This window comes from Syntrophales bacterium (assembly GCA_023228425.1).
Classification (GTDB): domain Bacteria; phylum Desulfobacterota; class Syntrophia; order Syntrophales; family UBA2210; genus MLS-D.
In genome coordinates, this window is sequence record JALOBE010000007.1 from 35,235 (window position 1) to 58,373 (window position 23,139).

Consider the following 23,139-nt stretch of genomic DNA (forward strand, 5'->3'; position numbering starts at 1 on the left):
ATGAATACCACCGGCCCTCCCTCGCTGTCAAGAAATGAAAGATATTGGACGGTTGCAGATCTGCACGGAACGGTACGCCCTGCGATGACGAAACAGCATCATGCCGTTTTTCTGTTCCCGCAGCCTGACTGCCTGGCCGCTTCATCGAAACAAGTCGCCGGCACCATGGTCCTGAAGCGCTCATCCAAGCATTTTTCGTAACAGGATCCCATCGCAGCGGAACGGCTTCATATCGGACTGTCTGAGCCCGAAGGGCGAGTTTCCGATGCCCGGATGCGAGATTGAGAGCCGAAGAAAAATGATTGGAGCGCACAGGGACCACGGTGTCGGATACCGATTACCCGCATGGCCGGGCCGGCCGAGTGTCCGGCCATGGTGCCGGTAAAAGCTTTGTGCCGCCTTCGTCACAGACCCGGTCGCTTTCACGTTTGTATCATGATATAGTACGGTTAATTACGTAAACAACCGATTCGACTTCGTACATTCCATGGACCTCTTCAAACTGACAACCGACTTTCTGCCCCGGGGAGACCAGAAGACGGCCATCGAGGAACTGGCCCGGGGAGCGGCATCACACGTTCCCTGCCAGGTCCTTCTCGGCGTCACCGGTTCCGGAAAGACCTTCACCATAGCCAACGTCATCGAAAAAATGAACCGGCCGACCCTGGTGATCGCCCACAACAAGACCCTCGCCGCCCAGCTCTACGGTGAGTTCAAGGGTTTTTTCCCGGAGAACGCCGTTGAATACTTTGTCAGCTACTACGATTATTACCAGCCCGAGGCCTACCTCCCCGGTACTGATACGTACATAGAAAAGGACGCGTCCATCAACGATGAGATAGACAAACTACGGCACTCGGCAACGCGATCACTCCTGGATCGGAGAGACGTGATCATCGTGGCAAGCGTTTCATGCATCTACGGTATCGGTTCACCCGAGAGCTACAGCGGCATGCGGGCCTTTCTCTCCGAGGGTGACGATGTCGATCGGGACCTTCTGATCACGCGGCTCGTTGAACTGCACTACGACCGTAACGATACTGATTTCCACCGGGGGACTTTCCGGGTACGGGGCGACACGGTGGAACTGTTTCCACCCTACGCCGAGGACCGGGTCATACGTCTTGAATTCTTCGGCGATACTCTTGAGACCATCGCCATTGCCGACCCCCTCAGGGGACAGATCCTGGAACGGCGCCGGACGGTAACAATCCACCCCGGAAGCCACTATGTACTCCCCGCGGAGGACCTGAAGCGGGCCATCGAAACCATCAGTGATGAACTCGTCGAGCGACTGGAGGAACTGCGTTCCCTGGACAAGCCCCTCGAGGCCCGGAGGCTGGAACAACGGACCCGTTTCGATCTTGAAATGCTTGAAGAAATGGGCTATTGCCAGGGCATCGAAAACTACTCGCGCCACCTGACAGGCCGGGCCCCCGGCGAACCACCGCCGACACTCATGGAATATCTTCCCGACGACGCCCTCATCGTCATAGACGAAAGTCACCAGACCATTCCCCAGCTGCGGGGCATGTACCGGGGCGACCGTTCGAGGAAGCAGACCCTGGTTGAATATGGCTTCCGCCTTCCTTCAGCCCTGGACAACCGCCCCCTCACGTTCGAGGAATTCGAGGCTTTCCCACGACAATGGATTTGCGTTTCCGCCACGCCTGCCGCCTATGAACTGGAACGGGCAGGCGGGTATGTGGTTGAACAGATCATCAGACCCACGGGTCTCATGGACCCGGAGATTGTCGTCAAACCCGCCGCCCGCCAGGTGGACGACCTGCTGGAGGAAATCAACGTCCGGGTCGACGCCGGCGAACGGGTCCTGATAACCACCCTGACCAAACGCATGGCGGAACACCTCACCGACTATTATCGGGGTCTGGGCGTCAAGGTAGCCTATCTCCATTCGGATGTAAAAACCCTGGAGCGGGTGGCTCTGATACGGGATCTGCGACGGGGCGTCCACGATGTCCTGGTAGGCGTCAACCTTCTACGGGAAGGACTCGATATTCCGGAGGTTTCTCTCGTGGCGATTCTCGATGCCGACAAGGAGGGTTTTCTCCGTTCCGAACAGTCCCTCATACAGACAAGCGGCCGGGCCGCCCGCAACGTCAACGGTCGGGTCATCATGTACGCCGACCAGATAACCCTGTCGATACAGAAATGCCTGGACGAGACGAAACGGCGCCGCTCAATTCAGAAAAAATACAATGGTAAAATGGGGATAACGCCGGAAACCATAACAAAGTCAATCAGTGATATACTCACCTCCGTCTATGAGGCTGATTACGTGACGGTTCCCGTGACCGGGGATGAAGACGAGCCTTTCTCGGAAGAGGAAATCCTGGCATCCATCGACGCGCTGACGAAGGGGATGAAAGAGGCTTCGGCAAAGCTGGAATTCGAACGGGCCGCCGTGCTCAGGGACAGAATCAGGAAACTGAAGGGCCTTCAGACGGAGTTGGGTGTCTGGGAATGGGGAGACAGCCGTGGCAGACGTTCCTGATCGAGTCCGTGAAAAGGCGGCCGCCGCTCCGGCAGTCCCCGGCGTCTATCTCATGAAGGACCGCGAGGGAACTGTCATCTACGCCGGCAAAGCCAAGAACCTGAAAAGCCGTATCAGGTCATACTTCGGCACCGGCATCGACCGGGCCATGGTTCCCTTTCTCATGGCCCGGGTGAAGGATATCGACTATATCCTGACAGCCACGGAAAAAGAGGCCCTGATCCTCGAAAACACCCTCATCAAGAAACATCGTCCCCGCTACAACGTTATGCTCCGGGACGATAAAAATTATTTCAGTATCCGCCTCGACACGAGAGCGGACTTCCCCCGGTTCGAACTGGTTCGCCGTATAAAAAAAGACGGTGCCCGCTATTTCGGCCCCTATGCCTCCAGCACCGCCGTCAAGGAAACGCTGCGGATATTGAACCGGTTCTTCTCTCTGCGTACCTGCCGGGACCGGGAGTTCGCGAGCAGGCGGCGCCCCTGTGTAGAGTACCAGATCAAACGATGTTCGGCACCCTGTGTGGGATACATCAGCCGGGACGACTACCGGACCACCCTGCGGGAGGCGGTCCTCTTCATCGAGGGAAAACGCAGCAATCTGCTGAAGATGATTCAGCAGCGCATGAACGCCGCCGCCCGCGCCCTCAATTTCGAGGAAGCCGCCCGGTTGAGGGATCGCCTGAACGCCGTGGAGCAGACCCTGGAAAAACAGTACGCCGTTTCACCCTCTTTCAAGGACCGGGACGTCTTCGGAACGGCCCGCCGGGAAGACTGCCTGGCCGTGTACATGATGAATATAAGGAAGGGTGTCCTTACGGATCAGCGGACATTTCCCCCGGTGAGAACAAAGGCATCCCCGGAGGAAGCTCTGGCCGCCCTGCTGAAACAATACTACGACGGAACGGCCCTGTTGCCTGAGGAAGTCATCATTCCCGCCACCATTGACGATGAGAGGCTCATCGCGGAATGGCTCACGGAAAAGCGGGGCCGGAATGTTTCGGTCATCGTCCCGAAGAGGGGCGTCCGGCGTGACCTGCTGGACCTCGCCGCCAAGAACGCCGATGAGGCCCTTGCCGCCCATATCAGGAAGAACGCGTCACTGGACCGGCTCCTGACCGAACTGGCGGAAAAACTTCATCTGCGCAACGCACCGCGCCGGATCGAATGCTTCGATATTTCCACCCTCCAGGGACGCGGCGCTGTGGGATCCATGGTGGTTTTCAGCGACGGGGCACCCGACAGAAACCACTATCGCCGTTATCGGATCAGAACCGTAGACGGCGCCGACGATTACGCCATGATGTACGAGGTCCTGAAACGCCGCTACGCCGACGGGAAGAACCTGCCCGATCTCATTGTCATCGACGGCGGCCGGGGACAGCTTGGCGTGGCCCTCTCAGTCCTGAAGGAACTGGACATTCGGGACGTCGATGTGCTGGGACTTGCCAAGGAGACCCGCCGCGCCAAATCGCCGTCCCCCGGAACGGTTCGGACCGACGAGGACCGGGTCTATCTGCGGGAACGAAAAAATCCCCTGTACCTTTCCCAATCCCCGGAACTCCTCCGCCTGCTTCAGGCCGCCCGCGATGAGGCCCACCGGTTCGCCCTGGCCTACCATCGGAAACTCAGGGAGCGCGAAAACTTCCTGTCACCCCTGGACAGTGTGCCCGGGATAGGTCCGAAAAAGAAGAACGCCCTGTTGAATCACTTCAAAAGTTACGAGGCTATCCGGCGGGCGCCGCGGGAGGAACTGACTCGCGTACCTGGAATCGGGGCAGCTCTGGCCGATTTGATCGTGGCAACGGGTGCCGGCAGTCTCACCCCCGAATGAGGCAAAGGTCGGTACAATCGGAAAACGTCCGATAGAGGACGGCTTCGTAAAAAGTCCCGCGGCCATGAGACCCGCCTATGGTGCCTCGCAGTGACGGCGGATAGGGCGCGACACGGAATCCGGCCTATCACTGAGCCGCCACATGTGCCATAAAAAAACTTGACAGCCTTTTGGAATTGTACTATACATGGACCATTTCGTTGATGGGCAACGGTTTGTTAACAGCGTCACGCTTAACTTATACGGGCACAATGAAAAAACCACCGGCCAGCCGTTCCAATCGCGCACACCCTTCCGAGGACGGTGTCCCAGACCTTGTCAGTACCAGTTCTTCCGCACCATCGTATGTATCGGCACGGGTTCGAATTGTTTTCGGCAACGTGAATATCCAACACTACATTGAGAGGGAGGAAGTATTATGGCGTTAAATTTCAACTTTACAGAAGAACAGAGGATGCTTGAAGACAGTGTATACCGCTGGGCATCGACTTGGTTGGAGCCCCAGATGGAGCATCTCTACGAAGTGGATGAAATGCCCCCCGCGCTCTTCAAGGAAACGGGAAACCTGGGCATCAACGGCATCGTTTTCGAGGAGGAATACGGCGGAGCGGCCATGGGCTATGTGGAAACACTGCTGGCCTATGAAAACATCGCTCGCGTGAGCAACGCGCTCTCCATGACTGTCGGCGCCAGCGAGACCCTGTGCTACGACAACTTCCGCCGGAACGCCACGGATGAGCAGAAGAAAAAATTCCTGCCCCCGTCCTGCACCGGCGAGGCAATCGGCTGCCTCGGCATCACCGAGCCCAATTCAGGGTCGGATGCCATGAGCCTGTCGACCACGGCCGTAAAAAGCGGCGACAAATACATAATCAACGGCAGCAAAATTTTTATCACCAATGCTCCCGTTGCGGATTTCATGGTCTTCTACGCCAAGACGGAACCTGAGAAGGGCCCCCGCGGAATTTCAGCTTTCTTCTGCGAAATCGACAAGGTAAAGGACAACGGCTGGTCCTGCGACAAGATCAAGAAGTGGGGCATGCGCACCTCCCCCACGGGCCTCGTTACCTTTGAAGACATGGAACTGCCGGAGGAAAACCTCATCGGTGGCTACAACAAGGGCGTCGCCGTCCTGACGAGCGGCCTCTGCACCGAGAGAATCACCCTCTCGGGCTGCACCCTGGGCTCCCAGAGAAGTTGCCTTGAAATAAGCCTCAAGTATGCCAAGGAACGTGTCCAGTTCGGCAAGCCGATCATTTCCTTCCAGGCTATGCAGGAAAAGATCGCCAATATGTACACGGGCTACCTGTCCTCCAAGTGGATGGCCTACAGTGCGGCCGCTTACTGCGACGAGCAGGACGACAAAACCGGTGGAAAGGGTACGGACCTTGACCGCATGGCCGCGGCGGCGCTTCTGTACTGCGGCGAGATGGGCGTCAAGATTGCCCTCGATGCCATTCAGATTCACGGCGGATACGGCTACTGTACCGAGTACGGCATCACCCGCCACTTCCTGGATCAGAAACTGTGGGATATCGGCGCGGGAACATCGGAAATCCGCAGAATGATCATTGCCCGGGAACTGATGAGAGACGACTTCAAGAGCGGTCGTTAATCGGTTACCCGACCGAGAGGATTCACACTGAACTGAAAAATGCCATGGTCTCGTGACCATGGCATTTTTTCTGGATGTTTTTAGTCCTGTCCCGTCTATTGACAGGCCTGTCCGTTTGTGTTAGTCACCGCCAATGGCTACGAAGGTCTTAATGGAAAAGAATACGAAGAGAACGATCGTGGAGATGGCCCATGCGAGCAGTCTCGGCATTGTCATGGTTCTTTCGATATTCGGCTGCCTCCTGCTCGGAGCCTACCTTGACCGCAAGTTTCAAACCACCACGAACGTTTTCACCGTATTCTTCCTGATTATCGGGATCATCGCCGGGTTCAGAAACATTTACATTTTCCTCAAGCGGCTCCTTGCCCAGGAGCAGCGTGAATCAGAGCAGGCGAAAGAGGTTAAAAAACCGAAAAATGTCAGGCCGAGGAAAAGACCCTCTTTTGAAAAAGATTGAGCTGCGAAGCTGGATCGTTGTAGCGGCGGTTTCGGTGATATGTTTCATATTCGCCTCTCTGCCGGTGGCTTTCGGCATTCTGATCGGCGGCACCATCTGTTCTCTCAATTTTCAGTGGATGTACCGGGACGCGAAACGGGCCCTCGAGGGATCCGTCGACAAGGCTCCGCGGCGGGTAATCGCGCGATTTTACCTCCGCCTCGTTGTCACGGCAGTCGTCCTGTTTGTCGTCATCACCAGGACGTCCGTAAACGTGATCGCCCTTGTAGTCGGTCTTTCAATGGTGATGCTGACGATCATTCCCACTGTACTGCTGGAGAATCAAAAAAATTTTTCCCAGGAGGTTAAGTAACTACCATGCATCCCTTCTTGTTTCTTGAAAACTCCTACGTTCCCGCCCACGTGACCTACACGTGGTTTGTCATGATCGTTCTTATCGCCGTCGGCTTCCTGGCCACGCGAAACCTCCAGTTTTTCCCGGGAAAGGTGCAGAATTTCATGGAAGTCGTCCTGGAGGGAATCAACCGCTTTCTCGTCGACACCATGGGTCCCAAGGGGCAGCAGTTCTTCCCCCTCATAGCGACACTCGCCCTGTTCATCCTGGTATCCAACCTGATAGCCATTGTTCCCGGTTTTGAACCACCCACATCGAACCTCAACACAACCGTCGCCCTGTCGCTTATCGTCTTTATCATGACGCACGTCGTGGGCGTCAAGGAACACGGATTCGCCTACATAAAGCACTTTATCGGTCCCGTCTGGTGGATGGCGCCCATCATGTTTCCCATAGAAGTCATCAGCCACCTGGCACGCCCCCTTTCACTCTCCCTCCGTCTTTTCGGAAATATGTTCGGAAAAGAGCTGGTCCTCATCATCGCCCTGATCATGGCACCTTTGTTTGTTCCTCTCCCCATTTACGTATTGAAGGTATTCGGAGGCATTATCCAGACCGTTGTGTTCGCGCTCCTGGCAATGATGTACATCGGCGGCGCGCTGGAAGAGGCGCACTGACCGGCCACGTCGACAGGCAGGGTACTCAGGAGGCTGCGATTCCCGGGAATCACAGCCTCTTTCAGTTTCCCCCGTACCGTCGGATTCAAAAGAACCGGAGAGGGAAAATCCTTGAAGAGAGCGTCACGTGTGTGATAGTGATTCCTATACCTTCCGCGTTAACGGGATAATGAGAGGGACCGGTTTTCATGGAACAGGAATATGACAGGGATACACAGGCGCCGGAGAACCCGGGTGCCGATGATATTCACCGGAACACCGGTCAGGACAACCCGACCGATCCGGAAGAAATTGTCGACCTTGTGGATGTGATCGATGACGAGCGACCGGGACAGGCTGTTCTCGACAACGAAGCATTGCGCGGCATTGTTGTCGCGACGGCGGAGCGCCTCGCCAGGGAACTGTTTCCCGACATCGCCGCGTCCATCATCAGGGAAGAAATTGAAAAGCTCAAAAGGAATCTTTAGATACGTTGCCGGACATTGCGTCCCGGGGTTCCTGGACGGGGACGGTTCCCCCTCGGAATGGCGGCCATAAGGAGGCCTCTGTTGATACAAAAGCGCCTTTCCCCGCTCGTTGCGTTCGTCATGTGCATCATGTGGCTCTCCATATCCCACGCCTTCGCCGCATCCGGTCCGGAAACAATGACCGTTACGGCGGAAGGAACGGCATCAATCGAAAGCAGCAACTACGCGGAAGCCAGGAATCGAGCCATCGACTCCGCCCTCGGAAACGCCGTGGTCCGGGCAGTGGACCTGGCCGTCCCGCTTCACGTGAGAGTCACCAGGCAGGACGACATGGATGCCATCCTCTCGGCTTCTTCACGACAGTACATCGGTGAATACAGGGTTCTCGACGAAACCCGCGACGGAGGTTCCTACGGTGTAACACTGTCGGCCACGGTGTGGGTTGCCGGGATACTGGCCGATCTTGACGGCCTTCGATCACAACTCCCGGATCCGGGAAGCGCTTCCAGAGGAACCGATCCGTCGCCGAGTGCCCTCTTTATCCTTTCCGTTGGCGGCGTGGAAAACTATGCTCAATATACGTCGCTGAAGATGTTTCTCGCAAATACGCTGCCCCGGGTCAAGGCAGTCCACGAACGGACGATCCAATACGGCACGGTGGAATTCCAGATTCACGCGGAAGGAGGCGCCCGAGCCTTTGCCGACGATCTCTCATCGGCCCGCCTCCCCGGCATGACCATGGCAATTCTCAAACGAACCGATTCCAGAATAGACGTCGATATTCGACAGCAATCGAGGTGAAATCGCCCATGCGCAGGGTCAATGGAATAATGGCAACTGTCCTGGTTGGTATCGTGCTCATGGTTATGGCGGGATGCATGTCCCGGGCTTCTCATGACGAAACCCTCCCCCCGGCCGCAACGGCGGCGGATGAAGGAGATGAGATACGGCTGATTGCCGTCATGCCCGTAGATGACAGGGTCGGTGATGCCCAGGCGTCTGAAATGCTGAGGGAGGAACTCCTCCAGCAGCTTTATTTCAAGTGCTATCCGAAGGTCCCTCTTTCCTTCGTCGATGAACGGCTTGAGACCATTGCCGGGAATACTGATGCCTTAAGTGTTTCAACACAGTGGGCGGCAGCTTCCCTCGGTGTTGACGCACTTCTCTATACGACTCTCACGGAATGGAGCGTATCGCGGACTCTCCTGTACGGTTCAACGCGGGTCGCCGCTTCATTCGAGCTCAAGAAGGCCGGGACGGGCGAAACCCTTTGGCGTGGAAGCCATGCGGCCACGGAACGGCATGTGGGCATTACGGGAAAGCGGGTGGAGGGGAAAGCCTACATGTCCTGCGGCGAAGTTCTCAGAAAGGCAGTCGAGACCGTTCTGTCCACCTTTCCCGAAGGTCCCGAAGCTCTGAACCCCCCTCTGCCGGACACGCGGCCCTGGTACCGGCGCTGGTTGAGACGGTAGCGTGCCGCCGTCGATCCGTCAGCATCGGGTGATGGGGACCTCACGGACATGACGTTGAGGCAGGACGCCGGCGATGAATATTCCGAACACGCTGACACTGTTCAGGATCATTCTTGTCCCTGTCGTTATTATTCTCCTGATTCAGGGATTCTTTGCGGCGGCATTGGTTGTGTTTGCCCTGGCGGGCATAACCGACGGGCTCGACGGCTTCCTTGCCCGCCACCTTGACCAGAGAACCGAGTTGGGATCCTACCTCGATCCTCTGGCGGACAAGGCGCTGCTTATTTCATCCTTTGTCGTCCTTGCCCTGCTGGGAGTACTCCCGGGCTGGCTCACGGTTATCGTCATAAGCAGGGACTGCATCATTTTTTTCGGCATCGTCATACTGTTCCTCATGGCAGTTCCCTTTGACATGAAACCCACGCTTGTGAGCAAAGTCACCACGTTCCTGCAGATCGCGACCGTTCTGGCGGCGCTGGTTCTTCTCAGCATGCCGGACATCACGGCGCCGCTCCTCACGTCTGTCCTCTTCTGGGTCACGGCAGCCTTCACGGGAGTATCAGGGCTTCATTACATAGGGCTGGCCATCGGCTACATCAACAGGAAAGGTCTCTCTCCGCCCCAATCCCGCCTGGACAAACCACACCGGTGACGGCTTCGTAAAAAATGGCACCGGAGGCACGACCTCCGGCATCGTAACCGGATGCTTCGTCGCGCTCCGGCCTCCGCCATCGGGCGCCTACTCCGGAATACGATGCATTCTTCAGGACGCGTTCGCTGCGTCTTGGGGACCTGTTTACAAAGCCGTCCCGCAGTGGACGTTTTTCGACTTTGTTCGATATCGTCATTAATACTTGAGTAAAGGTATCGATGCTGATATACGTTTCAGGTTGTTTTATGACTCCATGATGACAGGGAGTATCGAATGAATCACCGCTCCAACTTCAGTTCCGGACCCTGCAGCAAGCGTCCCGGATGGCACCTGTCGTGCCTGAAAGAAGCGGCCGTTGGACGGTCGCACAGAAGCGCCTTGGGCAAAAAGAAACTTGCCCGGGCAATCAGTGAAAGCAAACGGATTCTCGGGATACCCGACGACTACTTGCTGGGCATTTTCCCGGGTTCCGACACGGGGGCCTTCGAGGCCGCTCTGTGGTCTCTTCTCGGACCCCTGCCGGTAACGGTTCTTGTCTGGGAAAGCTTCGGTGAGGGCTGGGCAAAGGATGTGGCCGGACAGCTGAAGCTCAATCCCGTCATTCGGAAAGCCGAGTACGGCGAGATTCCCGATCTGGATGCCGTCGACTGGTCGAACGACGTTGTCTTCGTGGCCAACGGAACAACCAGCGGCGTCAAGATACCCCACTGGGACTGGATCCCGGACTCACGTCGCGGGCTCAGCATATGTGATGCCACGAGCGCTGTCTTCGCCATGCCCGTTGACTGGTCGAAAACAGATGTCCTCACCTACTCGTGGCAGAAATGCCTGGGCGGCGAAGCAGGTCACGGAGTCCTCGTACTCAGTCCCCGGGCCGTGGAACGCATCGAATCCCACGAACCTCCCTGGCCGATACCGAAGGTATTCCGCATGAAAGAAAAGGGGACCGTCAACCGCGGCATTTTCGAGGGCAACACCATCAACACGCCTTCAATGATCTGTGTTGAAGACTACCTGGACGCCCTGGCCTGGGCATCCGATACGGGTCTTGACGGTCTCATTGAACGAAGCATGAAAAACCTCGCGATCGTTGAAGACTGGGTAGCGAGCTTGGAGTGGATCGATTTCCTGGCGGCACGAAAGGAAATCAGGTCAAACACAGCGGTCTGCCTCACCATCACCCATCCCCGGTTCAGGGAACTGCCGAAGGATGAACAGGCGGCGCACATCAAGACCGTCGTCAATACCCTGAGCGCATCGTCCATCGCCCACGACACGGGATCCTACAAGGATGCTCCCCCGGGATTTCGTTTCTGGTGCGGCCCCACTGTCGAATCCGACGACCTGGTTCGCGCCCTCGAGGGCCTCAGGAAGACCTGTCTTGAAACAATACCTGTTCTGAAAGCATGAAAGGATGTCCATGAAAAGAGTACTTGTCAGCGATACACTGTCACCGGAAGGAATAGATATCTTCAGAAACACTCCCGGAATAGAAGTGGATGTGATGACCAACCTGACGCCGGATGAACTCAAGGCGGTCATCAAGGATTACGACGGCCTTGCCGTACGCAGCGCTTCGAAGATAACGGCCGACGTCATTGCCCGCGCGGACAAACTTGCCGTAATCGGACGGGCCGGCATCGGCCTCGACAACGTGGACGCCGAGGCGGCAAGCAAGCGCGGCATCGTGGTCATGAACACGCCGGGAGGCAACACCATAACGACGGCGGAACACGCCATCGCGATGATGCTTTCCCTTGCCCGGAAAATACCCCAGGCCACCATTTCCATGAAATCTGAAAAATGGCAGAAAAATGCCTTCATGGGATCCGAGGTAAACAACAAGACACTGGGAATCATCGGCATCGGACGGGTCGGCTCCATCGTCGCAAACCGGGCCCAGGGCCTGAAAATGCAAGTTATCGCCTATGACCCCTTCATTTCTCCCGAAGCGGCTGAAAAGGCGGGAATCCGCCTGCACACGCTTGACGAGGTCCTGGCCGCGTCTGATTTTATCTCCGTCCACACGCCCCTTACGGATGACACGAGAGGCCTCATCAACGCCGCGGCATTCGAAAAAATGAAAAACGGCGTGTACATTATCAATTGTGCCAGAGGCGGAATCGTGGTTGAAGAAGATCTCTACCAGGCCCTTGTTTCCCGAAAGGTCGCCGGGGCCGCCCTGGACGTTTTTGAAGAAGAGCCCTCAAAAAACTATAAGCTCATGAAGCACGAGTCCGTCATCTGCACCCCTCACCTGGGCGCGTCGACGGACGAAGCCCAGCGGAACGTTGCCATTGCCATCGCCCAGCAGGTCGTTGACTATCTCACGAAGGGAGAAATCAGAAACGCCGTCAATTTCCCTTCCCTGAGCGCGGAAGCCCTGGCCCTGCTGCGACCCCACCTTATCCTGGCTGAAAAAATGGGTAGGCTGCAGTCCCAGACCCTCACCGGGGGTACCCGAAGAATAGAGATTCAGTATAGTGGCGAAATCCTTGAATATAATGTTGCTCCCGTCACCATAGCCTTCCTGAAGGGGTTCCTGACGCCGATCCTGAAGGAGACTGTGAATTTCATCAACGCGCCCATCATTGCCGGGGAACGCGGCATCCGGGTAATCGAATCAAAAAGTACCGAGATCAGGGATTACACCACCATGATATCCTCCCGGATCATCACCACGGCGGAGGAATCGCTCGTGGAAGGCTCTATCTTCGGGCGGCGCGATCCCCGCATTGTGCGTATCAACGAATTTACCCTGGACGTCATGCCCGAAGGACACATGATTCTTCTGTACAATTATGACAAGCCGGGCGTTATCGGCAACATCGGCCTTACTCTCGGCAACATCGGGATCAACATCGCCCGGCTGAACCTGAGCAGGGAGTTGATCGACCAGAAGGCCCTCGTTGTTTTGAGTACCGACAGTCCCGCCAATGACGCGGTCCTGGTACAGCTCAAGCAACTGCCTAACATGATTTCCGTTACCCGTATAGAAATGTAGGGAAATCTTTCGGACCTGGAGAACTTCATGGCTAGCATCGTTATTGTCGGAACCCAATGGGGTGACGAAGGAAAAGGCAAGATCGTCGATCTCTATTCCCAGGAGGCCGATGTTATTGTGCGCTTCCAGGGAGGTAACAATGCGGGACACACGCTGGTAGTCAATGATCAACAGACTATCCTGCATCTGATTCCGTCAGGTATCCTGCATGCCAACAAAACCTGCATCCTTGGAAGCGGCATGGTCATCAACCCGAAAGTTCTGCTTGAAGAGATGGACCTCCTCGCACAGCGGGGTCTCCTCCATGCAAATACGATGCTGCATATAAGTGACGCGGCCCACGTCATAATGCCCTACCACAGTCGTCTTGACCTGGCCCGGGAGTCGAAAAAGAAAACCATGAAAATCGGGACAACGGGACGAGGGATCGGTCCGGCCTACGAGGACAAGGTTTCCCGGGTCGGAATCCGCGTCAGCGATCTTCTGAACGAAAAGGTATTCAGTCGTAAACTGAGATACAACATCAGGGAGAAAAATCATTACCTGCTCAACTACTGCGGAGAAAAACCTGTCAGTTTCAAAAAAATTCACGATGAATACATGGGCTATGCCGACCGCTTGAGGTCTTACTGCACCAACACGGCCATGCTCCTTGACCGGTCAATTAAGGCGGGAAAGCACATCCTTTTCGAGGGAGCCCAGGGGACACACCTCGATATCGATCACGGAACCTACCCTTTCGTCACCTCGTCAAGCACGGTCGCGGGGAATGCCTGCTCGGGTTCCGGCGTAGGTCCCACGGACATAACAGCCGTCATAGGAATCTGCAAGGCCTATACAACCCGTGTGGGAAGCGGCCCTTTTGTCACGGAACTCCATGACAAAACAGGCAGACGACTCCAGGAGAAAGGCAAGGAGTTCGGGGCCACCACAGGAAGAAAACGCCGGTGCGGCTGGCTTGACATGGTCATGGTGCGCCAGTCGGTCCGGCTCTCGGGAATCACAGGGATTGCCCTGACAAAGCTGGACGTTTTGACAGGCCTGGATACCATCAGGATATGTACCGCATACCGCCTGGAAACGGGGGAACTCATCGATTACCTGCCTTCCGACGTGGAGTCTCTCACGACATGCACGCCCGTTTACGAGGAGCTTGCGGGGTGGGAGGAGAACATCCGTACAGCCCGCAGCATGGAGGATCTGCCCCACACCGTCAGGAAGTTTATCGATCGAATCGAGGAAATGAGTGATACTGAAGTAGTCCTCGTTTCCGTGGGGCCGGGCCGGCATGAAACCATCATAGTTCGGAACCCTTTTCGATGAGGGCAAACGGGCAAGGAGGACTCCATAGACACGTCACGACCACCGGAAAATACAAAGGAGAGAGTCATTCTCTGCGTTAATGCAGCCCTCGCAAGAAACCCGCAGAAGCTTACCATCATAAGGATATCCGAGCTTTCGTCATTCGCCGACTATTTCATCGTCTGCAGCGGAAATTCGGACAGGCAGGTTCAGGCTATCGCGGAGGCCATCAGGGACGGCCTGAAGAAAAACAATATCCTTCCTCTTGGGATCGAGGGAGAACGGGCAGGCCAGTGGATATTGATGGACTATGGAGATCTGGTGGTTCACATTTTTTATGAGCCCCTCCGGGAATTCTATAATTTAGAAGGGCTGTGGTCCGATGCTCCATCCATGGAAGTTGCCGAAGAGGCCCGGAACATCTCCGTTGCCGACCCTATCCCCTGACAGGCGCGGATCGGTCCTGTCCGCGCTGGCGGCGTTGTGTTTTCCACCGCTGTGTGTCACCTGCGGCGAGCTCCTTCGCGAGGAACCGATGGACGATCCTTTTTGTGGGAGCTGTTTCCGACGCATCACGCTGACCGGGGAACCGCTCTGCCCTCTGTGCGGCACTCCCTTTGCCGGTACGGACCATACCAGCCGTCTCTGCGGCGAATGTATCAGGAAACCTCCCCCCTATTCCCGGGCCAGAACCATCGGAGCCTTCAACGGTCCCCTTCTCGAGGCGATCCACCTTTTCAAGTATCGCAACCATCTGCCCGCCGGAGAACGCCTGGGCTCCCTGATGGCCCGGTGGAGCTATGACACCCTGTCCATAGCCGACTACGACCGGATCATTCCCGTGCCGCTTCACGCGGCTAAACTGAAGGAGCGCGGATTCAACCAGTCCCTGGTCCTGGCCCGAAGAATCGCCCGGTTCTCTGCCGTTCCCGTGGATGCCCTGAGCTTGCAGAAAATCGCGCCGGGACATCCCCAGGTCGGACTCGGGCGTGACCGGCGGCGGGAAAACGTGCGAGGAACGTTTGCCCTAAGGGGTGGAACGGAACTTGAAGGATTAAAGGTGCTCCTGGTGGATGATGTCTATACCACGGGCAGCACTGTCAGGGAGTGCACCCACGTACTGATGAAAAGCGGTGTCCGGGAAGTCGCCGTGCTCGCCCTTGCCCGCGCCTGACAGCCTGCCTGACATTGCCTGAACCATGGGGGAACTGTGATGCAAAAGATTCTTTGCCGGGATGAGCTCAAGAAAACTCTTGACGGGCTGAAAGAACGAGGCAGCCGGATTGTTTTCACAAACGGATGCTTTGATCTGATTCACCGGGGCCATGTCACCTATCTGCGCGAGGCGAAGGCCCTTGGTGACGTGCTGGTCATTGCCGTCAACAGCGACGCCTCGGTGGCTTCCCTCAAGGGTCCGGGCCGTCCCATAGTTCCGGAGGAGGAACGCGTTGCCGTCGTTGCGGCCCTTGAATCGGCGGACTTTGTGACACTTTTCCATGAAGATACGCCCCAGCGCCTTATCGAATACCTGGAGCCCCACATTCTCGTGAAGGGCGGTGACTGGAGGGAAAAGGATGTGGCAGGGCGGGATGTCGTAGAGCGGGTGGTTATCATTCCCTCCGTTCCAGGAGTCTCGACAACGGACATTATCGCCCGCATCAGAGAGCGACTCCGGCATGAATCATAATTTTGCTTTACAAAAAGTCTGTCATTGTATATAAGGACGCACATTTCTTAATCTTGACTTGACGGCTTCGTAAAAAGTCCGGATGCTGCGTCGCGCGCGCTCTTCCGTCACTGCGGCGTACCTCAACGTACGCCTCATTCCTCGGGATGTGCACGCCGCGCCTCAAGAAGTTTTTTACAAAGCCATACTGAATCAGACGTTTTTCGATTTTTTACGGGAACGTCAATCTTGAGAAGAGGATGGGAACGTCGTCACAATGAAAGCCGAGCAACTGGAGTATTTCAGGGCACTGTTCAATCAGAAGATCGAGGAACTGCTGCGAGAAGCCGGAAAAACAGTCTCGGGCATGACCGGGTCGTCGGAAAGCTTTCCCGACCTCACGGACCGTGCGGCACAGGAATCTGACAGGGACTTCGAACTGAGGATTCGCGATCGCGAGAGAAAACTCATAAAGAAAATGAAGGAAGCCCTTGAACGAATCGACAACGGCACCTTCGGCATATGTTCCTGCGGCAAAAAGATTTCTGAAAAGAGGCTCATGGCACGACCGGTTACGACGCTGTGTATCGACTGCAAGAAACGGCAGGAGGAACTTGAAAAGCAACGGGGCGACTGAACAGGCGTCTCAACAGATCCATTCCTGTTTCCCTTTTTTTGTGTCATCATCCTGTCCGGTCCTGTGATGTGTTTGTAAACGTAGCCATACCTTCGGGATCGGGCGGAATATTCACCTACTCAGTTCCGAAGAACATGACGCTTCCGGTTTCGCTGGGGAAGCGGGTTCTCGTACCTTTCGGAAGCCGCCGGCTCACGGGATACATTGTTGAAGTCCTGGATCAGGCCCCCCGGGAAAACCTCAGGGACATCCTGGACATTCTCGACAGCGAACCCCTTTTCGAAGAAAAAGACCTCTCATTTTACATCTGGGCTTCCCGGTATTACCTCCGGCCGCTGGGCAAAGCACTCGGCGGCATGCTGCCTCCCGGAATCGACGTCAAAAGCCAACGCTGGGTCACCGTTGTGCCCAAAGAAACCGCTTCCCGTGAGGACCTTCTGACGGACGAACAGCAGACTCTCCTGGCCCTGCTGCGGACATTCCCCCGGGGCAGGGCAATCCGGTCCCTGAAGAGAGTCATGAAAGGGTCTTCACTGGACCGGAACCTGAATGATCTCGCCGGTCTGGGATGTATCACCATCGAAGATCGGTTGTCTGTTCCGAGAACGAGCAAGAAGATCGAAACCATCCTTCGCCCCGTGACCGATCCGCCGCAGAATGTGAAGCTCACAGACAGGCAGCGCTCCATCATGAATCTGGTCCAGGAGCGGCGGGACTGCAGCCTCTCCTTCCTCGCGACCCGCTTCGGCCGGGCCGCCGACACGGTGCGGGCCCTCGAAAAGAAGGGGCTCCTGGTCCGGGAAGAACGGGAAACCTGGCGCATCCCCGACCCTCCCCCGCTGTATTGTTCATCATCAAAGGAGATCATCCTGAACGACGACCAGGAAGCGGCGCTGGGGTCAATTACCGGCGCCATGGACGGAGGAAGTTACGTTCCCTTTCTGCTCCACGGAGTTACAGGGAGCGGCAAAACGGAGATATACCTGCGAGCCATCGCGAAGGCACTCGAATCGGGAGGCAGCGCTCTTCTCATGGTTCCGGAAATCGGTCTCACGGGCCAACTGCTCAATCGGGTCCGGGAACGTTTCGATAGCGGCCTGCTCGCGGTATTCCACAGCGGTCTGTCCGATGGAGAACGGTATGACCAGTGGCGCCTGGTAAGACGGGGCGACGCGAGGATTCTCCTGGGTACCCGGTCGGCTGTTTTCGTTCCCATGAAGAACCTGCGCCTCATCGTCGTCGACGAGGAGCACGACACGTCATACAAACAGGACGATCGCATGCCCTACAACGCGAGGGACCTGGCGATCGTGAGAGCCGGCATGAGTTCAGCCGTCGTCGTTCTGGGTTCGGCAACGCCGGACATTCAGACCTATCACAACACCCTGCACAAGGGTTTCCGCTACCTGGAACTTCCCAGAAGGGTGGAAAACCGGAGTCTCCCCGAGATACAGATCGTCGACATGAGGGAACCCGACGTCAGACGGGGGAAGGATCTCCTGATATCGAAACCGTTGTTGAAGGCCTTGGAAGACACCCTGTCAGCGGGAAAACAGTCGATGCTCCTACTCAACCGTAGGGGATTCGCCACCTTCCTCTTCTGTCTTGACTGCGGCCACGTCTTCACCTGTCGCAACTGCTCCGTTACCATGACCCACCACATGAATCTCAACAGACTCAAGTGTCATTACTGCGACTACGCCGTGAAAGCGCCTCCATTGTGCCCGAACTGCCGGGGTACCCGGATCCACAGCTTCGGGGCGGGAACGGAAAAGCTGTACCAGGAAGTGGCATCCCTGGTACCGCAGGCACGAATCGCCAGGCTCGACAGCGATATCGCTTCCGGCCGGGGAGTCTATGAACGCGTCCTTTCGGCTCTTGACCGCCGGGAAATAGACATACTGATCGGCACCCAGATGATCGCCAAGGGTCACGATTTCCCCCATGTCACCCTGGTGGGTGTCGTGTCCGCCGACAGTTCTCTGAACATTCCCGATTTCAGGGCCGCCGAAAGAACCTTCCAGCTCCTGGTCCAGGTGTCCGGTCGGGGAGGACGGGGAGAATCTCCGGGCCTGGTTCTGATCCAGACACTGAACCCCGGAAACGCGGCCCTCGTCAGAGCTCGAAGCCATGATTACCGGGGGTTCTACGATGACGAACTCGCCACGCGGCGCGATCTGCGCTTTCCTCCCTTCTCACGCCTGGTAAACCTGCGCGTCGTGTCGAAAAGGGAAGAACGGGCGGCAGAGCTGGCCGGAGCCCTGGCCGCGTCCGCCCGGACCCGTATTGACGCCCTGGGGGGAAAGGGAGGACTCTCGCTTCTCGGTCCGGCGGAACCGCTTCATTCCCGTATCCGGGGAATCTACAGGCGACACCTTCTGCTGAAAGGAACAGACGGCACCATGCTTCGCGATCTGGCACTGGCCCTCCTCGAGGAGGCCGGGCGGGCGGCATCGGATATAAAATGCGATGTTGATCCACTGAACTTCATGTGATGTCCTTCAAAAAAAACCGTCCGCGACGGTTCCGGGCCGGCCCTGTCGAAATGGTTGCTTTTCAACACGTTGCCCCGTATAATCCGACCGTCCCCGGCACAGGACACGCAAACCGGGGGACTCTCACCACTGAAAGAACGCGGGGAACAGCATGAAGGACAGAACGGGATTTGACAACGAGAAGTACATCAGTGAGCAGCAGGCAGAAATCCTGAAGCGGGTTGAACGCTTCAACAACAAGCTCTATCTCGAATTCGGCGGCAAGCTTCTCTATGATTTTCACGCGGCCCGCGTTCTGCCCGGATATGACCCCAACGTGAAGATGAGGCTGCTCCAGCAGCTGAAAGACAAGGCGGACATCCTGCTGTGCATCTACGCGGGCGATATAGAACGCAAGAAAATCCGTGCCGATTTCGGCATTACCTACGACTCGGACACGCTCAAGCTGATAGATACCATACGGTCCTGGGGACTTGACATTCTGGGCGTTGTCATAACCCGCTTCGACCATCAGCCAGCCGCCGTGGTTTTCAAGAACAAGCTCGAACGACGGGGCATCCGGGTTTACACACACCGGCACACGGCTGGATACCCAACGGACATCGATCTTATAGTCAGTGACCGGGGCTATGGAGCAAACAGCTACATAGAGACTACGAAACCCCTGGTCATCGTCACCGGCCCCGGTCCCGGGAGCGGAAAGCTGGCGACCTGCCTTTCCCAGCTCTACCACGACTACCGGCGGGGCATCCAATCGGGATACGCGAAATTTGAAACATTCCCTGTCTGGAATCTGCCTCTCAAGCATGCCGTCAACGTCGCCTACGAAGCGGCGACAGCCGACCTGAAGGATTTCAATCTCATCGATCCCTTCCATCTTGACGCCTACGAGATGAAGGCCGTCAATTACAACCGGGACGTCGATGTGTTTCCCGTACTCAAGCGGATCCTGGAAAAAATCACCGGTGGTCAATCCTTTTACCGGTCTCCCACGGACATGGGAGTAAACCGGGTCGGCTTTGCCATCACCGATATGGACCTCACCATCGAGGCGGCCAAGCAGGAACTGGTACGGCGTTACTTCCGTTACCGGTGCGAATATGTCATGGGGTTTCTCGAAAAGGACACCGTACAGCGGGTCGAGCTGTTCATGAATGCTTTCGGCATTCATCCGGAGTACCGGAGGGTTGTCGTACCCGCCCGGAATGCGGCGAACCAGGCCCGTGACATGAACAAGGGCAACAAGGGCATCTTCTGCGGAGCATCCATGGAACTGCGGGACGGAACAATCGTAACGGGCAACAACTCACCCCTGCTCCATGCCGCCTCGAGCCTGGTGTTGCACGCCATCAAACATCTCGCCGAAATACCACCGAAAATCAAACTGCTGACCCCGGCGATCACCGATTCCGTCAGGAAACTCAAGACGCAGGTTCTCAAGGAAGAATCGGTGAGTCTCGACGTGAATGAAGTGCTCATCGCACTGAGTATCGGGGCCTCGGCAAACTCGGCGGCTCAACTCGCCCTGGACAGGCTGAAGGAACTCGAGGGTTGTGAGGTTCACATAACCCACATACCCACACCGGGTGATGACGCGGGCCTGAGGCGGCTGGGAGTCAATCTCACCAGCGATCCGAACTTTTCGACTACGAACCTCTTCGTGCCGTAAACCGTAACGCGAGACAGGCAGGGACGGTTTCCCCCGGCATGTCTTCAGCCAGTCCGCAGCATTTCTTCGATCCGCCGGATGCGTTCCAGGGCTCGATCTGCCTGTGTCTCAAGGTCGACCACCATCCTGACGGTTCTGTCCTTGAGATCCTGATTCTGCTCCGCGAGAGACGCCAGTTCCGACATGTCGACTGAAAACACCCTGAACCGGTCGACAATCGTGTCGTAGATTTCCCCGGCCATGGTATCGGTAAACAGGAAGAGGTGGTGGAACTTGAGCCGTTCCTTGTAATCACCGATGGTGAAGGCAAGAGACGAACCGGTCTCTTTCTTGATCCGGTTCAGGGCGTCGCCGAGGGCTGAAAGTACGTCCTGGTTCACACTCTCCCCGCCCTGCCTCCTGAAGATTTTCCTGATGGCCCTGATCCCCCTGTACACACCGAACCTGACGATAGCACCGGCCCGCATGTCGGCGCCGAAGTGGAGAGCGGTCAGAAAAGACGGCATAGCCGGATGGGCTGATTTCTTTATGCCCGCCGGCGTTATCGCCATTGAGCGGCCTCCTCCCCCCTCCGAACTGATGCCGAACTGCCCGAGTATTGCCGCGCGCTGGTCACAGGCCTCCTTCACCAGCTCATCGTGAAGACCTATGACGGAATCGAAGATACCCTCGATCTTTTTTTCCTCCTCCCGGATGAAAGACACCAGCCGGGGATTGATTTTTTCCACGATGTACCGTTCGAGGGATTCCCGGAACTCCTGAAAGAGGGAGTAGAGGTGCGCTTGAAAGAGGGAATAGAGGTGCGCTGAAAAGCCTTCTTCGGGCATGTTCTTGACCCTGCCGCGCAGGTCCACCGTGTAGCGGTCCAAAAAATCCCGCATATCCAGTGAAAGTTCGCCGAATCGCGGGTCCAGGAGCCGCTCCACGTCATCGTCGATGACGGCTTTGATCCTGACAGACCGGCCGTCAAGGGAGTCCTTGATGACAACCTTCTGTTCCTCGAGCCTGCGATGCGTCTCCCGAAGGGATTCAACGGCCCTCCGGGCTTCATCCAGGTCCCCGGAAAGAACCTTTCTGTTAAAAGCGCTCCATTCGCGAAGGTTTTCCGCCGCCGTGGACAGGCGATCGATGTGGTTTTTCAGGAGGTAGAAAACCCGGTCCCGCTGAAGCCTGGTTTCAAGAACCGAGAGAAAGCGGTCCTGTTCCCTGTCGGAGAACGCCGCCATCTCCACGTCCCTTTTCCATTGTTCCAGACGGAGGACCTCCTTCTCCGGAAGACCGGGCTCGATGGCTCTGAAAAGAGTAAAGAGAGCCGAAAACACGAACACATCCGGCTCTTCCACGATGATGGAAAGCTCTTCTTTCACGCGCCCCGCGACGTTTTCCAGGTCCTCCAGGTCGGTGTGTTCGGTGAAATCGGAATTCAGCACAAAGAGGAGGGTGTCGGAAAACCCCATCTCCCTTATGAGGGACAGAAAGCTGATGTCCGCGCGGCGCACGCCTGTTCTGCTGCTGATCACGTATATGATGAGATTGGTCCTGAGCAGATACTCCTGTATCATCGCCAGGTGGCGCGGGTTGATGGAATCAACTCCCTGGCAGTCCCCTATTTCCGTGTAGTCGTCAAGAAATCCGCCGACGGGAACCTTGAGAAGGAGGTCTTTGAGATAGACAGCCAACGAGTCTTCTCCCGCAAAATTCCGGTGCCGGGCAAATCGGGTCTCACCTTCGAATCTTTGAACCGTCGATTCCTCGGCAAGCATGTGCCGGACCCTGTCGTAGCCCTTCACATAGGACCTGAGCAGGGCGATTTTCGAATCCATGGCCTCCGTTCCCAAAACCTGCGTCCTGTCGAGAGAGGCCAGGTCCTGGTCAAGTTCGTTTCGCTCCCGGTCGTTCCTGATGTCAAAGGGTGCAGTGCGGGTCTTTTCGCTGGAAGCGGGAAAGAGAATCAATGCCTTGTTTATTTCGTCATTGATCTCATCCCAGCTTTTCATGTCCAGGACCGCTTCCAGGCGGGGGCTTTTTCGAACCCTCGTTATGATGGAGGTCATGACCCCCGCCCCTCTCTTGAGATAGTCCCGGCCAACGAGAGCGTTTATAAAGGTGCTTTTCCCCGACTTTATGGCTCCCACCACGGCCACCCGAATAAGCTGATCGTCGAGCTGTTCCGCCAGGGACTTGACGATCTGCTCCCACTCCCGGAGCGGGCCGGAGGAAAGACCGGGGATGGAACGGGCCTGCCCGAGGAATGACAGCACATCTTCGGTAACGCCTGATACATCCTTCTTGCTGATATCGGGAGAAATCATGGTGTGTTCCTTTGTGAAAGTCCTTGGCCGG

The 23,139-nt window shown here is 56.6% G+C and carries 20 protein-coding genes; 19 read left to right on the forward strand and 1 reads right to left on the reverse strand.

Annotated elements, in window-relative coordinates:
* The first annotated feature begins 487 nt into the window (after positions 1–487).
* The 19 genes from uvrB (at position 488) to M0Q23_04055 (ending at position 20,796) form a co-directional block, all read left to right on the forward strand.
* Positions 488–2,515 carry an excinuclease ABC subunit UvrB gene (gene uvrB, locus M0Q23_03965; protein ID MCK9527798.1) on the forward strand — a complete coding sequence of 676 codons (2,028 nt, stop codon included), beginning with the start codon at positions 488–490 and terminating at the stop codon, positions 2,513–2,515.
* Entirely contained in the window at positions 2,499–4,349 is a 1,851-nt protein-coding gene (gene uvrC, locus M0Q23_03970) for an excinuclease ABC subunit UvrC (protein MCK9527799.1), read from the forward strand. Before uvrB ends, uvrC begins: the two co-directional genes overlap by 17 nt.
* Before the next feature lie 418 nt (positions 4,350–4,767).
* Positions 4,768–5,964 (forward strand): acyl-CoA dehydrogenase family protein, encoded by a 1,197-nt coding sequence (locus M0Q23_03975; GenBank protein ID MCK9527800.1) that lies wholly within the window; start codon positions 4,768–4,770, stop codon positions 5,962–5,964.
* Positions 5,965–6,115: 151 nt separating this feature from the next.
* Entirely contained in the window at positions 6,116–6,421 is a 306-nt protein-coding gene (locus M0Q23_03980; GenBank protein ID MCK9527801.1) for an AtpZ/AtpI family protein, read from the forward strand.
* Complete coding sequence (locus M0Q23_03985) at positions 6,408–6,773, forward strand: ATP synthase subunit I (protein MCK9527802.1); 366 nt, start codon at positions 6,408–6,410, stop codon at positions 6,771–6,773. Before M0Q23_03980 ends, M0Q23_03985 begins: the two co-directional genes overlap by 14 nt.
* 5 nt (positions 6,774–6,778) lie before the next feature.
* The gene (gene atpB, locus M0Q23_03990; protein ID MCK9527803.1) at positions 6,779–7,432 is read left to right on the forward strand and encodes a F0F1 ATP synthase subunit A; all 654 of its coding nucleotides are present in this window, start codon (positions 6,779–6,781) and stop codon (positions 7,430–7,432) included.
* Positions 7,433–7,620: 188 nt separating this feature from the next.
* Positions 7,621–7,899 (forward strand): hypothetical protein, encoded by a 279-nt coding sequence (locus M0Q23_03995; GenBank protein MCK9527804.1) that lies wholly within the window; start codon positions 7,621–7,623, stop codon positions 7,897–7,899.
* 81 nt (positions 7,900–7,980) lie between these two features.
* A complete protein-coding gene (locus M0Q23_04000; GenBank protein ID MCK9527805.1) occupies positions 7,981–8,700 on the forward strand; it encodes a hypothetical protein in 720 nt (239 codons plus the stop codon).
* Positions 8,701–8,708: 8 nt separating this feature from the next.
* Positions 8,709–9,371 carry a DUF799 family lipoprotein gene (locus tag M0Q23_04005; GenBank protein ID MCK9527806.1) on the forward strand — a complete coding sequence of 221 codons (663 nt, stop codon included), beginning with the start codon at positions 8,709–8,711 and terminating at the stop codon, positions 9,369–9,371.
* A 73-nt stretch (positions 9,372–9,444) separates the two neighbouring features.
* A complete protein-coding gene (locus M0Q23_04010; protein ID MCK9527807.1) occupies positions 9,445–10,023 on the forward strand; it encodes a CDP-alcohol phosphatidyltransferase family protein in 579 nt (192 codons plus the stop codon).
* 273 nt (positions 10,024–10,296) lie between these two features.
* Positions 10,297–11,433: a phosphoserine transaminase gene (locus M0Q23_04015; GenBank protein ID MCK9527808.1), complete on the forward strand. Its 1,137-nt coding sequence runs from the start codon at positions 10,297–10,299 to the stop codon at positions 11,431–11,433.
* Between the two features lie 10 nt (positions 11,434–11,443).
* Positions 11,444–13,027, forward strand: coding sequence for a phosphoglycerate dehydrogenase (gene serA / locus M0Q23_04020; GenBank protein ID MCK9527809.1), 1,584 nt, complete (start codon positions 11,444–11,446; stop codon positions 13,025–13,027).
* A gap of 27 nt (positions 13,028–13,054) precedes the next feature.
* A complete protein-coding gene (locus M0Q23_04025) occupies positions 13,055–14,350 on the forward strand; it encodes an adenylosuccinate synthase (GenBank protein ID MCK9527810.1) in 1,296 nt (431 codons plus the stop codon).
* Between the two features lie 123 nt (positions 14,351–14,473).
* Positions 14,474–14,776 carry a ribosome silencing factor gene (gene rsfS / locus M0Q23_04030; GenBank protein MCK9527811.1) on the forward strand — a complete coding sequence of 101 codons (303 nt, stop codon included), beginning with the start codon at positions 14,474–14,476 and terminating at the stop codon, positions 14,774–14,776.
* Between the two features lie 88 nt (positions 14,777–14,864).
* Entirely contained in the window at positions 14,865–15,503 is a 639-nt protein-coding gene (locus M0Q23_04035) for a ComF family protein (protein ID MCK9527812.1), read from the forward strand.
* A 39-nt stretch (positions 15,504–15,542) separates the two neighbouring features.
* Positions 15,543–16,016 (forward strand): adenylyltransferase/cytidyltransferase family protein, encoded by a 474-nt coding sequence (locus M0Q23_04040; GenBank protein ID MCK9527813.1) that lies wholly within the window; start codon positions 15,543–15,545, stop codon positions 16,014–16,016.
* Positions 16,017–16,272: 256 nt separating this feature from the next.
* The gene (gene dksA, locus M0Q23_04045) at positions 16,273–16,632 is read left to right on the forward strand and encodes an RNA polymerase-binding protein DksA (GenBank protein ID MCK9527814.1); all 360 of its coding nucleotides are present in this window, start codon (positions 16,273–16,275) and stop codon (positions 16,630–16,632) included.
* Positions 16,633–16,766: 134 nt separating this feature from the next.
* Entirely contained in the window at positions 16,767–19,127 is a 2,361-nt protein-coding gene (gene priA / locus M0Q23_04050) for a primosomal protein N' (protein ID MCK9527815.1), read from the forward strand.
* 151 nt (positions 19,128–19,278) lie between these two features.
* Entirely contained in the window at positions 19,279–20,796 is a 1,518-nt protein-coding gene (locus M0Q23_04055) for a DUF1846 domain-containing protein (GenBank protein MCK9527816.1), read from the forward strand.
* Between the two features lie 44 nt (positions 20,797–20,840).
* Here the strand turns inward: M0Q23_04055 and M0Q23_04060 are convergent, their stop codons facing one another.
* Positions 20,841–23,108, reverse strand: a complete 2,268-nt coding sequence (locus M0Q23_04060) for a dynamin family protein (GenBank protein ID MCK9527817.1) — start codon at positions 23,106–23,108, stop codon at positions 20,841–20,843.
* Between the last annotated feature and the right edge of the window lie 31 nt (positions 23,109–23,139).

Bases quoted from the DNA above. Each gene is read 5' to 3' on its own strand.
- M0Q23_04040 (MCK9527813.1), top strand. From the start codon at position 15,543: ATGCAAAAGATTCTTTGCCGGGATGAGCTCAAGAAAACTCTTGACGGG.
- M0Q23_03980 (MCK9527801.1), top strand. From the start codon at position 6,116: ATGGAAAAGAATACGAAGAGAACGATCGTGGAGATGGCCCATGCGAGC.
- dksA (MCK9527814.1), top strand. From the start codon at position 16,273: ATGAAAGCCGAGCAACTGGAGTATTTCAGGGCACTGTTCAATCAGAAG.
- M0Q23_03995 (MCK9527804.1), top strand. From the start codon at position 7,621: ATGGAACAGGAATATGACAGGGATACACAGGCGCCGGAGAACCCGGGT.
- serA (MCK9527809.1), top strand. From the start codon at position 11,444: ATGAAAAGAGTACTTGTCAGCGATACACTGTCACCGGAAGGAATAGAT.
- M0Q23_04025 (MCK9527810.1), top strand. From the start codon at position 13,055: ATGGCTAGCATCGTTATTGTCGGAACCCAATGGGGTGACGAAGGAAAA.
- uvrB (MCK9527798.1), top strand. From the start codon at position 488: ATGGACCTCTTCAAACTGACAACCGACTTTCTGCCCCGGGGAGACCAG.
- M0Q23_03975 (MCK9527800.1), top strand. From the start codon at position 4,768: ATGGCGTTAAATTTCAACTTTACAGAAGAACAGAGGATGCTTGAAGAC.
- atpB (MCK9527803.1), top strand. From the start codon at position 6,779: ATGCATCCCTTCTTGTTTCTTGAAAACTCCTACGTTCCCGCCCACGTG.
- M0Q23_04005 (MCK9527806.1), top strand. From the start codon at position 8,709: ATGCGCAGGGTCAATGGAATAATGGCAACTGTCCTGGTTGGTATCGTG.
- M0Q23_04055 (MCK9527816.1), top strand. From the start codon at position 19,279: ATGAAGGACAGAACGGGATTTGACAACGAGAAGTACATCAGTGAGCAG.
- priA (MCK9527815.1), top strand. From the start codon at position 16,767: ATGACGCTTCCGGTTTCGCTGGGGAAGCGGGTTCTCGTACCTTTCGGA.
- M0Q23_04035 (MCK9527812.1), top strand. From the start codon at position 14,865: ATGGACGATCCTTTTTGTGGGAGCTGTTTCCGACGCATCACGCTGACC.
- M0Q23_04010 (MCK9527807.1), top strand. From the start codon at position 9,445: ATGAATATTCCGAACACGCTGACACTGTTCAGGATCATTCTTGTCCCT.
- M0Q23_04060 (MCK9527817.1), bottom strand. From the start codon at position 23,108: ATGATTTCTCCCGATATCAGCAAGAAGGATGTATCAGGCGTTACCGAA.
- M0Q23_04015 (MCK9527808.1), top strand. From the start codon at position 10,297: ATGAATCACCGCTCCAACTTCAGTTCCGGACCCTGCAGCAAGCGTCCC.